This is a genomic window from Sphingomonas sp. BRN-1R (genome assembly GCF_057748035.1).
On record NZ_CM173236.1, the window covers coordinates 2,168,405 to 2,180,661 of the forward strand.

Annotated in this window: 8 protein-coding genes; 2 read left to right on the forward strand and 6 right to left on the reverse strand. The window is 69.1% G+C overall.

What is annotated here, in order from left to right; genetic code table 11:
• The first annotated feature begins 34 nt into the window (after positions 1-34).
• The gene (locus AC3ANX_RS10000; protein ID WP_488336845.1) at positions 35-2,398 is read left to right on the forward strand and encodes a glycoside hydrolase family 95 protein; all 2,364 of its coding nucleotides are present in this window, start codon (positions 35-37) and stop codon (positions 2,396-2,398) included.
• Positions 2,399-2,421: 23 nt separating this feature from the next.
• The gene (locus AC3ANX_RS10005; protein WP_488336846.1) at positions 2,422-5,118 is read left to right on the forward strand and encodes a glycoside hydrolase family 2 TIM barrel-domain containing protein; all 2,697 of its coding nucleotides are present in this window, start codon (positions 2,422-2,424) and stop codon (positions 5,116-5,118) included.
• 8 nt (positions 5,119-5,126) lie between these two features.
• Here the strand turns inward: AC3ANX_RS10005 and AC3ANX_RS10010 are convergent, their stop codons facing one another.
• Genes AC3ANX_RS10010 through AC3ANX_RS10035 form a run of 6 tightly spaced genes read right to left on the reverse strand, consistent with a single transcriptional unit; the run spans position 5,127 to position 12,218 of the window.
• Complete coding sequence (locus AC3ANX_RS10010) at positions 5,127-7,199, reverse strand: right-handed parallel beta-helix repeat-containing protein (protein ID WP_488333141.1); 2,073 nt, start codon at positions 7,197-7,199, stop codon at positions 5,127-5,129.
• A gap of 10 nt (positions 7,200-7,209) precedes the next feature.
• Positions 7,210-7,980 carry an enoyl-CoA hydratase/isomerase family protein gene (locus tag AC3ANX_RS10015; RefSeq protein WP_488333142.1) on the reverse strand — a complete coding sequence of 257 codons (771 nt, stop codon included), beginning with the start codon at positions 7,978-7,980 and terminating at the stop codon, positions 7,210-7,212.
• Complete coding sequence (locus AC3ANX_RS10020) at positions 7,977-9,104, reverse strand: ABC transporter substrate-binding protein (RefSeq protein WP_488333143.1); 1,128 nt, start codon at positions 9,102-9,104, stop codon at positions 7,977-7,979. Before AC3ANX_RS10020 ends, AC3ANX_RS10015 begins: the two co-directional genes overlap by 4 nt.
• Positions 9,104-10,291, reverse strand: a complete 1,188-nt coding sequence (locus AC3ANX_RS10025; protein ID WP_488333144.1) for a CaiB/BaiF CoA transferase family protein — start codon at positions 10,289-10,291, stop codon at positions 9,104-9,106. The genes AC3ANX_RS10020 and AC3ANX_RS10025 overlap by 1 nt, the downstream gene beginning before the upstream one ends.
• 8 nt (positions 10,292-10,299) lie before the next feature.
• On the reverse strand, positions 10,300-11,034 hold the full coding sequence (locus tag AC3ANX_RS10030) for an SDR family NAD(P)-dependent oxidoreductase (RefSeq protein ID WP_488333145.1): 735 nt from the start codon (positions 11,032-11,034) through the stop codon (positions 10,300-10,302).
• On the reverse strand, positions 11,031-12,218 hold the full coding sequence (locus AC3ANX_RS10035) for an aldose 1-epimerase family protein (protein ID WP_488333146.1): 1,188 nt from the start codon (positions 12,216-12,218) through the stop codon (positions 11,031-11,033). The genes AC3ANX_RS10030 and AC3ANX_RS10035 overlap by 4 nt, the downstream gene beginning before the upstream one ends.
• Positions 12,219-12,257 lie beyond the last annotated feature (39 nt).

The following is a 12,257-nucleotide window of genomic DNA, read 5'->3' on the forward strand; positions in this document are numbered from 1 at the left end:
CGTTTGATATTGCATAATCGATATCGCTTTGACCATGACCTTGCACCCGCTTTCGCCATCGCCGACGCGGCGGACCGTGATCGGCGCCGCTGCCGCCGGCACGTTCGTTGCGGCTCTGCCTGCGTCGGCGGCGGCCGATCCTGGCGTGCCCGCGGCCGACCGCAACGCGACGCTGCTGTGGCACGCCAAGCCCGCCGCCGCGTGGGAAGACGGATATCCGATCGGCAACGGCCGGCTGGCCGCGATGCTGATGGGGCAGATCAAGCGCGAGCGTGTGCAACTGAACGAGGGCACGCTGTTCTCGGGTGGGCCGTACGACAACGTCAATCCGAATGCGCGCGCCGCCTTGCCGCAGGTCCGCGCGCTGATCTTCGCGGGCCGCTATGCCGAGGCGGAGGCGCTGGCCGAGGCGCAGGTCCAGGCGACCCCGCCGCGAGAGATGTCGTATCAGTCGGTGGGCGATCTGATGCTCGATCTGGCCGGGGTTAACGAAACCTCCATCAGCGACTATCGCCGCGAACTGGACCTCGATGCGGCGATCGCCACCACCAGCTTCGTGTCGGACGGGGTACGCTACCGGCGCGAGGCGTTCGCTTCGGCGGTGGACGATGTCATCGCGATCCGCATCACCGCCGACCAGCCGTTCGCGCTGGAATGCCAGCTTACCAGCGGCCAGCGCAACACCGCCAGCGCGCCTAGCCCCGCGTCGCTGCTGATCGCGGGCATCAACAACACCGATTACGGCATCACCGGCGCGCTGCACTTCGCCGCGGCGGCCGAGGTGGTGCTTGAGGGCGGCACGATCGAGCGCGCCGGCCCGGTCGTGCGCATCCGCGACGCGCGCGCCGTCACGGTTCTGGTGGCGGCGGCGACGAGCTTTCGCTCGCCGGTCGACGTCGGCGGCGATCCCGTCGCGCTCGTCCAGCGCCGGATCGCGGCGGCGCGTGTGAAAAGCTGGGATCGACTTCGCGACGCGCATTGCGCCGATCATCGCCGCCTGTTCCGCCGCCTGTCGATCGACCTCGGCACCAGCGAAGCCGCCACCCGCCCGACCGACCAGCGCGCCAGCCGTGCGCTCGGCCGTCCCGATCCGGCGCTGGCGGCGCTGTTCGTGCAATTCGGCCGTTATCTGCTGATCGCATCGTCGCGCGGTGGTGAGCCCGCCAACCTTCAGGGCAAGTGGAACGACAGCAACCGCCCGCCGTGGGGTTCCAAATATACGATCAACATCAATACCGAGATGAACTACTGGCCGGCGGACACCGGCAACCTCGGCGAATGCGTCGAACCGCTGACGCGTATGGTCGAGGAACTGGCGATCTCGGGCGCGCACACCGCAGCGGCGATGTACGGTGCGCGCGGCTGGGTCGCGCATCACAATACCGATCTGTGGCGCGCCTCGGGGCCGGTCGATCATAGCCGCACCGGACTGTGGCCGATGGGCGGCGCGTGGCTGAGCTGCCAGCTGTGGGACCATTGGGACTATCACCGCGACCCTGCGTATCTGCGCCGCATCTACCCGCTGCTGCGCGGCGCGGCGCTGTTCTTCCTCGATACGTTGGTCGAGGATTCGGCGAGCGGCACGATGCTCACCAACCCGTCGCTGTCGCCCGAGAACGATCACGGCCATGGCAGCACGCTCTGCGCCGGTCCGGCGATGGACCGGCAGTTGCTGCGCGACCTGTTCGATCGCACGATCGATGCAGCGCGCACCTTGCGCACCGACGCCGCGTTCCGTCAGAGCTGCGCGGCGATGCGCGCCCGGCTCGCGCCCGATCGCATCGGCAAGGCGGGGCAGTTGCAGGAGTGGCTGCTCGACTGGGACGCCGATGCGCGCGAACAGACCCACCGCCACACCTCACACCTCTACGCGGTCTATCCCAGCGGCCAGATCAACCTCGACGAGACCCCCGCGCTCGCTGCCGCCGCGCGCCGCTCGCTGGCGTTGCGCGGCACGGAGGCGACCGGCTGGGCGCTGGCATGGCGGATCGCGCTGTCCGCCCGGTTCCGCGATGCCGAGAACGCGCACCTGCTGGTCCGCCGCTTGTTGCAGAGCGAGCCGAACGCCAACGGGATGCTCGGCTTCCACGCGCCGTTCCAGATTGATTCGTTCTTTGGCGGCACCGCCGGTATCCTCGAAATGCTGGTGCAGAGCCGGGGCACGCTGATCGACCTGCTGCCGGCCTTGCCCACGGCCTGGCCCGAGGGCTCGCTCAAAGGCGTGCGGGTGCGGGGCGGCTGCACGGTCGATCTCGACTGGCAGGGGGGCGCGCCTTTCCGTGTGATGCTCCACCCGGAGCGCAGCGGCAAGCGCACGCTCCGCTTCGGCGGCCGGACTGCCGAGGTTCGGTTGCGCGCCGGTCAACCGCACATGGTCGATCTGTCGGCGCTGACCTGAACCGGATCATGAGGATGCTGCCCATGCGCAACACGTGTTTTCTCCTCGCGGCTTCTGCGCTGGCGACGACGCTCGTGCCGCTCGCTCCCGCTGCCGCGCAACCGGGCGAGGCCGCCGCGTCCGCGCAAACCGGGCGCACGACCGCGCGCCTCGCCGACGGGTGGAGGTTCCGCTACGCCGCGCCCGGCGATCCGAGCCGCATCGACTATGACGATGTGGCGTGGGACGCCGTGCAGGTGCCGCACACCTGGAACCGGGTCGGCAATTACGACACCACGCGCCGTGCCGACGCCAATACCGATCGCGGCATCGGCTGGTATCGCGTGCACTTCGCGACACCGGCCAAGGCAGCGGACGGGCGCGTGTATCTCGAATTCGACGCCGCCAGCATCATCGCCGATGTATGGGTGAACGGCGTGAAGCTCGGCAGCCACGCTGGCGCGTTCAGCCGCTTCCGCTTCGATGCGACCGATGCGCTGCATGCGAGCGGCGACAACGTGCTTGCGGTGAAGGTCGACAATTCCGCGCCCGCGCCGGGCAGCACGACGCGCAACATCGTGCCGATCTCGGGCGATTTCTTTATGTACGGCGGGCTGTACCGCCCGGTCTCGCTGATCGTGACCGGCAGCGCGCAGGTCGATCTGCTCGATCACGGCGGCCCGGGCAGCTATGCGCGCGTGACCGCGCTGACCGATCAGGCCGCCAGGGTCGCGGTGCGCACGCGTGTCCGCAACACCGCCAGTCGCGCGGCGCGGCTCGACGTGGCGACCGTCGTCCGCGATGCGGCCGGCAGCGAAGTCGCGCGCGATCGTCGCGGCGTATCGGTCGCGGCCGGCACGATGCAGGAGGTGATCGCCCCGCTCGACATCGCCCGTCCGCATCGCTGGAACGGCACCGCCGACCCGTATCTCTACCAGACCACGGTCGAAGTGCGCGACGCGCGCGGGCGGCTGCTCGACAGTGTGCGCCAGCCACTCGGCCTGCGCGACGTGCGGATCGATCCCGCGCACGGCTTCTTCCTCAACGGCCGCAAGCTGGCGCTGCACGGCGTCACCAAGCATCAGGACCGGCAGGACAAGGGCTGGGCGCTGAGCGACGCCGATCATGCCGAGGATCTCGGGCTGATCCGCGAGATGGGCGCGAACGCGGTGCGCCTCTCGCATTACGAACAGGCAGGCACCGTCTATGATCTTGCCGATCGCGACGGGCTGATCCTGTGGAGCGAGATCGGCCTCGTCAACCTGACCGCGCCGCTTGGTGAGCGCGATACGCCACCGGAGATGCTGGCAAGCGCGCGCCAGCAGATGGTGGAGATGATCCGCCAGAACTACAACCATCCTTCGGTGGCGGTGTGGGGGATCGGCAACGAAGTCACCAACCTCAGCTCGAAGAAGCTCACGCCCTCCAACGCGCGCCCGCTGATGGAGGCGGTTGACCGCGTCGCCAAGCAGGAAGACCCCGACCGTCCCACCACCATCGCAGTGTGTTGCGAGCCGCTGCCGGGCGAGGCGGACGATTTCCGCGATCGTTCCTCCGGCACCGCCGACACGGTCGGCTACAACCTCTATCTCGGCTGGTACGGCAAGGGCCGGGTCGGCGAAGGCGCGGACCTCGGCCCGCTGCTCACGCAACTCCACGCGCTGCGCCCCGCCCTGCCCGTCGGGATCGGCGAATATGGCGGCGGCGGGGCGACCAGCCAGCATACCGACAATCCGTGGGGCGGCCGGGTCGAGAACATCTCGCGCCCGCAGCCCGAGGAATATCAGGCGGTGCTGCACGAGGCCTTGTGGAAGTCGATCAAGCCGCTCGATTTCATGTGGGGCTCGTTCGCCTGGCAGATGTTCGATGCGACCAGCGATCTGCGGCAGGAGGGCGACAGCAGCGACCTCAACACCAAGGGGCTGGTGAGCTTCGACCGCAAGACGCGCAAGGACGCCTTTTATTTCTATCAGGCGGCGTGGAGCGACCGCCCGATGATCCAGCTCGCCGGCGCGCATTATGCGGACCGCGCGTACCGCGTGAACGACGTACGCGCCTATAGCAACGCGGGCAGCGCAACGCTGTCGCTGAACGGCGCGAAGGTCGGCACGGTGGCGTGCGCCGATGCAGTCTGCGTGTGGCCGGGCGTGCGGCTGGCGATGGGCGAGAACCGGCTGGTGGCGACCGCCGCCGGGGTGTCCACGCCGATCGAGAGCGCGATCGCCTGGCGCTACGCTGGCCCCGAACGCGCGGTGCATATCCGTGCCGGGACGCTGACCGGCGTGCGGCTGGCGAATGGGACGCGCTATGGCTCGGACATGTATTTCACCGGCGGCACCGGCGAGACGCTCAACGTGTTCAAGCGCGAACTCTACGCCACCGGCGCGACCGCCAGCGCGCGGAAGGTGGTGCGTGACACCGACACGCCCGATCTGTTTGAAAGCTATCGCAGCGGCGGCGCATTCGACTATGCCGTACCGCTCGAAAACGGCCGCTACCGCGTGACGGTGCGCGGCTTCGAGCCGGAGGCGCAGGCGGCGGGCAAGCGCATCTTCTCGCTAGCCGTCGGCGATGGTGCGCCGCGCCGGGTCGACTGGTTCGCGCTCGGCGGCGGCGCGCTACGCGCGGCGGCGGTGACGCTGCCGGCGGAGGTGCACGACGGCACGCTGCACCTCCGCTTCCACGGCGCGGCGGGCGATGCCCTGGTCTCCGCGATCGACGTCGAGCCGATCGCGCAGTAGCGCCCGCGTTAGTTCGCCTCGGGCTGGGCCGCGCCGTAAGCGACCGGGCCGGCCTTGGCCTCGATGCCGGCCTCCGCCATCACGCGGCGCGCGCCGGCGGGCCATGCGCCGCCCTGCACGAGATGATCGTCGAGGATCAGATTGTCGCCATAGGCAGTCCATTCGCCGCCGATCGCCGTGCCGTCGTGCCAGTTGCCGGTCGCGCGGTTGCCGTAGGTGACGCGCAGCGGATAGCTCGCGCGCACGGTATTGTCGTTGAGCCACCGCCCCGCGCCGGTCACGACATTGTCGCGCACGGTGATGTCCTTCGACCCCTCGTCCAGATACAGCGCGATCTTGCCGGGAATGTCCGACACGTAATTCTCCGCGATCACCGTGCCCGGTGAAGCCGAAAGATTGTAGATCGCGCCACCATCCGCGAACAGCGTCTTGGCGCGCCGGATGCGGTTGAACGCGACGATCACGTTACGGTGCAGCGTTGGCGTGTCGTAGATCAGATTGGCAGAATGGTCGTAATAGCCGCGCTCCGCCATGCGGTAGATCACGTTGCCGCCGACATCGTTCAGCCCCCAGCCCCAGCCGATCGAGATCGCATCATACGGCACGTCGGAAATGTCGTTGTTGAGGATCAGCGCGCTGTCGACATAGGTGCTGAGGATCGCGCCATTGTCCTTATACTCTTGGCTCACCCAGCGGATGCGGTTGTTGCGTACCAGCAGGTTGCGGTTCGCTTGCCACGGATGATCGGGATGATGCGCCGCGCGGCTCACTCCGCCTGCCCCGATCGCGCCGGCGGCGAGATCGACGAACACGCTGCGCGTCACCGAAACCGATCGCGTGCCGAGCCCCACGCCGCTCGCCACCGTGGCGTCGTCGTTGCCGATGCCGATGCCGATTTGGCCGAGGTGCGCGAACACCATGCGATCGAAGGTGATCCGTTCGGCGGCGGAGACCTGCACGGCGGCCGGTATCTGCGACCAGTCGTTGCGGCGCGTCTCGAACGCGCGGCAACCCCAACTGCACGTGCCGATCGGATCGTCGGGGTAGTTCGGCGTGCGCCCGGTCAGGAACGCGCCGCTCTGCTGGTTGGCATAGCCCTCGGGCGAACTCGGCCCGGTCCAACTACTGTACGACACGCGCAGGCCCCGGAACGTCAGGTCGCGCACCGGCTGCGCCGCCGTACCGCTGACCGCGACGAGATACGGCAGCCGCGGCAGCTCGACCCGGAGGCTGTCGATCGCCTTGCCGGCGGGCGGGCGCAGGTAGAGCCGCCCCGCGACCGGATCGAGGAACCACTGGCCGGGCTGGCGCAGGAAGGCGAGCGAATTGGCGAGATACAGATGCGCGAGCTTCGCGCTGACCGGCCGCGCAAGCGTGTCATAGCCCCACAGATTGTTGTCCCACGCCGGCTGCTGCATCACCAGCATGTTGCCGCGCACACTCGCCACCGGCGCGTAGCGGTTGGTGAAGAAGCCGGTGCCGATCACCTCGAGCCGGTTCGGCTGCGGCAGCTTGGCGAGATCGCCCGCCGCCGGATCGGTGATGGTGAGGCCCGCGCGGGCGAACGTCACCGCGCTGCGTGAAATCTCGATGCGCGCACGCGGGGCGAGCTGGTCGTCCACCCAGAGCTGGCGCGCGTCGAAGCCTTTTGGCACACTGGCGACGTAGATCTGGCGCGCGGCATCGAAGACCTTCCAGCCGCTGACCGGCGTGCCACCGCTCAGCACCGGCGCCGCGCCTTCCGCCGCCTGCCACGTCACCAGCCGGCCGTTCTGGCCGCCATCCTCGACGCCGAAGGTGAGCGGCTTGTCCAGCCGGTACTCGCCGTCCGCGATCGTCACCGTCACGTCGGCGTCGGCATTGCCGAGCCGCACCGCACGCTGTGCGCGTTCGAGCGTGCGGTAGGGCCGCGCCGCCGTGCCAGGGCCCGCATCGTCGCCCTGCGGCGACACGAAGATCGCGATCTGGGGTGCCTTCACGCGATCGCTCCACGGCTGGCGATCCTGCGCGGCGGCACCGGCCAGCGCGCATCCGGCAAGCGCCAGCGCCACGATGCGGCGAAAGGCAGAACGGGTCGTCATCGTGGCATCCTCACTTCCGCTGGAAAACCGGTGCGCGCTTCTCGGCGAAGGCGGCGCGCCCCTCCGCCGCATCGGCGGTGGCGAAGCAGATCGCCTGCAAATCGCGCTCATAGGCCATCGCCTTGTCGAGCGGCATCGAAACCGCCGCCTGGAGGTTGGCCTTGGCGGTTTCCTCGGCGATCGGCGCGCGGGCGGCGATCGTCTCGGCCAGCGCGCGGGCGCGGGGCAGCAGGTCGTCGGGGTCGAGCACCTCGCTCACCAGCCCCCAGGCGAGCGCGCGCTGGGCGTCGATCGGATCGCCGGTCATCAGCATCATCGCCGCATTCGACTGGCCGATCGCGTGGCTGAGCAGCGCCGCCATGCCCCCGCCGCCGATCCAGCCGAGCTTCACCTCCGGCGCGGCAAACTTCGCATTGGTCGACGCGATGCGAATGTCGCACGACAGCATCGTCTCCAGCCCGCCGCCGAGCGCGTGGCCGTTGACCGCGGCGATGCTGGGTTTGCGTAAAGCGTGGATCGCATCGCAATAATCGGCACGGTTGCGGAAGTCCCACGGCGTCGCATAATCGTCGAGCGTCGTGATGTCCGAACCGGCGCAGAACGCCTTGGGCCCCGCACCCGTCACGATCACGCAGCGCACCTGCGGGTCGCGGTCGCACGTCTCGGTCGCGGCGATGATCGCCTTGGACATCTCGGGGGTGGCGGCGTTGAACTTTTCGGGCCGGTTGAGCGTGATCGTCGCGACATGGCCGTCGATCGTGAAGCGGATAAGGTCGGTCATCGTTCGGCACCCGGTTGGCGGCTGGCGGCATACACCGCCTCAAGATCGTCGCGGATCGCGGCATGCCCGCGGCGCGTGTCGAGGCCGGTGCGGATCAGTTCGGCGGCCTCGGTCTGGAAGGCGATCGCGCCATCGTGGCGCGGGCGGACATAAGCGAGTTCGAGCGTCGCCTCGGTTGCGGCGTAGAAGTGGTTCCAGTCGCGGTTGACCCGCGCGTCGCGCCACGCCGCGCGCCGGCTCGGCTGGCCGGCATGGTCGGGAATGAAGCGCGTCTGCGCCTCCGCACCCATCAGCCAGCGCAGATGATCGAGCAACTCGGGCGACACATCAGCCCGCGTCGAGACGGCGATGCCGGTCCCGCCCAATGTCGAGCCGGGGCGGCCGCCTCGTGAGCCGCGCGGCGCATTGGCGAAGCGTAGCGGCCGCGCGGCGGGATCGACCGGCGCGGCATAATTCACATAGCCATAGACGAGCGGGCACAGTGCCACGTCCTCGCCCGCCGCCATCGCGCCGAGCAGACCGATCGGGTTGAGCGCGCGCGCCATCGCCGGCATGCGCGCGGCAAGGTCCGCCATCACATCGAGCGCGGCGAGCACCGCGTCGCCGGTGAACAGCCGCTCCGGGTCCGCCACGGCGGGGGGATCGCCGAACGCGGTGGCGATCGACCACAGGGTCAGCGCGGCATGCGGTCCCGCCAGCGACAGCGCGACCGGCTTGCGCAGCGCGACCACCTCCGCCCATGTCTCGGGCGGATCGTCGTCGAGCAGGTCGGCACGGTACGCCATCACCTGCGACGCGGCATCGAGCGGCAACGCCCAATGCTGCCCGCCATAGCGATAGCTGTCGAGCGACGGCCCGATCGCCTCGCGCCGGAACGCCGTAATCTCAGCCGCCGCGAACAGCGTCTCGAGCGGGCGCAGGCACCCGGCCGCGACCGCCTCGCCGACATGCGGGTGATCGATCACGACCAGATCGTAGCGCGCGCACAGGTCGGCGATCGGATGCGCCTCGAACCCTTCGAGCGGCTGGCGATCCCAAGCGATCAGCCCGCCCGCGCGCGCCGACGCCGCCTCCAGCGCCTGATAGCCGCGCGGATGGTCCCAGGTCAGTCCACGGTACGTCATCAGTCCTGCTTCACCGCGCCGCTCGCCAGCAAGGCGTCGATGGCCGCCGCGTCGAAGCCGGCCTCGGCCAGCACCTCGCGGCTATGTTCGCCGACCTGCGGCGCGCCGCGCACCACCGATGACGGCGTCTTGGAGAAACGGATTGGGAAGCCCGGCGCCTTCACCCGCCCCTCGCTCGAATGGTCATATTCGACGAAGGTGCCGTTGTGCGCGATCTGCGGATCGGCGACGAGGTCGGCATAGCCATGCACCGGCCCCGCCCAGATGCCGGCGGGCAGCAGCAGGTCGAGCCATTCGGCGGTCGTGCGCGCCTTCAGCCGCTCGCGCGTGGCGGCGAAGATCGCGTCGCGGTGCGTCCAGCTATCCGCCTCGTCATCCATGCCCGCGAAGCTCGGCTCGCCGATCAGCGCGCCAAAGCGTGACAGGCTCGCAAAGGCGATGACGATGTGACTGTCGCGCGTTTCGAACACGCCATAGGGCGCGCGGATATAGCTGTGCGCGTGCGGCTCGGCCGAGCGCGTCTGTGGCTTGCCCCCGACGGTGTGGACCGACAGTTCCTGCATCTGGAAGGTCGTCACCGCGTCGAGCATGTTGACCTCGACCAACTGCCCCTCGCCGGTCCGCTCGCGGTGGAGCAAGGCCGCCAGCACGCCTTCGAACGCGCTATAGGCCGTCACTGCATCGGCGAGGAACTGACCCGCAGGCTGCGGCGGATCGCCCTCGCGCCCCGATGACAGCATCGCGCCCGACAGCGCCTGCAACAGCAGATCCTGCCCCGGCCGGTCGACATACGGCCCGCTCTCGCCATAGCCCGACATCGAGACATAGACGATCCGGGGATTGATCGCCGACAGCGCCGCGTAATCCACGCCAAGCCGCTTCGCCACGCCGGGCCGGTAGTTCTGGATGAACACGTCGGCCTCGGCGACGAGCCGCAGCAGCACCGCCTTGCCCTCCGCCGACTTGAGATCGACCGCGAGCGAGCGCTTGTTGCGGTTGAGCGAGAGGAACGACACGTTGATGCGGTTGCCGCGCGCGCCGCCTGCCGCCGCGTGGCGCTGCCACTCGCCCGTCACCGGCTCAATCTTCACCACGTCCGCGCCGAGATCGCCCAGCCGCTGCGCCGCGAACGGCCCGGCCATCGCGATCGAACAGTCGAGCACGCGGTAGCCGCCCAAGATTCCCATGTCGTTCCTCATTGCATGACCCAGCCGCCATCGACGTTGAGCGTCTGGCCGGTGATGAAGCCCGCCTCGTCCGAAACGAGAAAGGCGAGCGCGGCGGCGATGTCGGCGGGCGTGCCGCGCCGCTTCACCGCCTGATGATCGAGCACGAAGCGCGTATAGCCCTCCGGATCGGGGTGGATCGCCTCGGCATCGGTCGGGAAGGCACCCGGCGCGACCGCGTTGACGGTGATGCCGTGCGCGCCGAACTCGCGCGCCCACGCCCGCGTGAGGCCCAGCAGCGCGCCCTTGGAGGCGACATAGGGCGACAGCAGCGCCCAGCCACCATACATCGTCACGCTGGCGATGTTGACGATCCGCCCCCAGCCCCGCGCCTTCATGCCGGGCAGCGCCGCCTGCACCGCGACGATGCCGGCATCGACGTTGACGCGCTGCACCGCCTGATGCTCGGCGATCGTATAGTCCTCGAACGGTTTGGACGGGTAGATCGCCGCGTTGTTGATGACGACGTCGATCTCGCCCACGCCCGCCAGCGCGGCGCGCCAGTCGTCAAGATCGGCGAGGTCGGTCGCCAGGACGGTCAGCCGCTCGTTCCCCGCAGCCGCCTCGGACAGCGCCGCCAGCTTGGCCGGATCGTGATCGACCGCGATGACCTGCGCGCCGCGTTCGAGGAACGCGAGCGTAGTCGGCAGCCCAAGCCCGCCCGCCGCGCCGGTGTAGAGGATGCGTCGCCCGGCGATGCTCATGCCGCGCTCCGTCCGGTGATGAGCGCAAAGTTACCTGACGGTTCTGGAAAATCCTCGCCCGGCTGAACGGCCAGCCCGGCGATGCGCGCCTCGGCAGCCGCGATCGCCTCCGCGCCGTCGAGCACGCTCAACTCGGTCTCGTAGAGCCGCTCCTCGCCATGTTCGAGCCAGACCAGCTCGCCGCGCTCCTTGGCGAAGGGCTTGCCGAACACATGGTTGGTCGATGGTTCGAGGCCGACCGCATATTGCCCGGCCTGAAGGTTCTGCCACTCATATTGGCAGGGGAACTGGTCCTTGCGCGTCTCGACCTGAAAGCCGAGCCCGATCGCATCGTTGACCAGCGCCACCGGCACGCGCCCGTCCGCATCAGCGGCAAGCTCGTGCTGCCAGACCTGTTCGTGGAAGTCGCGGCGCGGGGCGGGCATGGTGCGATAGCCCTGATCCTGCGCGCGATACCCCTCGCCGGCATGCGCCGCCCACACCACGTCGCGAACCGGCGCGAGATAGCGCGAGCCCTCCGCCAGCACCGGATGGCCGACGTTGATATGGTAGCAGAACATATGCGGCGTCCGGTAGAAACCGTGGTTCACGACGCGATCGACCAGCCGGATCGTATCGCCGCCGACATCCGCCTCGATCCGGCGGATCAGGTGGAGGTCTTCCCCGAACACGGTTGATTGCTGGACCACGCCCTCGCACCACAGGATGCAGCGGTCGCCTTCCCAGCGCTCACCGTAGCCGGTCAGCCGCGCCGGGATCGTGCCGACCCGCCCGTGCAGCGACGACGCCACCGTCTTGCGCGGGCCGTAAACATACTGCGATGCATCCGCCTCATCCATGAACAGGATGTGGTCGAGCCCGCAGGTGACGATCAGCCCGGACAGCGAGCGCAGCCACGACAGCCCGCCCTCGCCTTCATATTCGTGCAGCCCCGGATGGCGGAAGCCGGCCGGCGAGTGCCAGCCGATCGCGCGGCCGTTATGCTCGCAATCGGCGATGTCGAGCGCGCGATCGACCAGCACGGTGAAGCGCAAGCCGCTGCCGGTGCGGAATTCGAGCAGGCGGATGCCGCGCTCCACCCCGTCGCCCAGCGTCATCAGCCGCACGCCGGCGAATTGCGACAGCATGCCGGCATGTTCCGCGATTCCCCGCCGGGTCATCGCCTGCCCGAAAAGTTGCGCCATCCTCACCTCTGAACTGGCCGACACGCCAAAATATGTTTG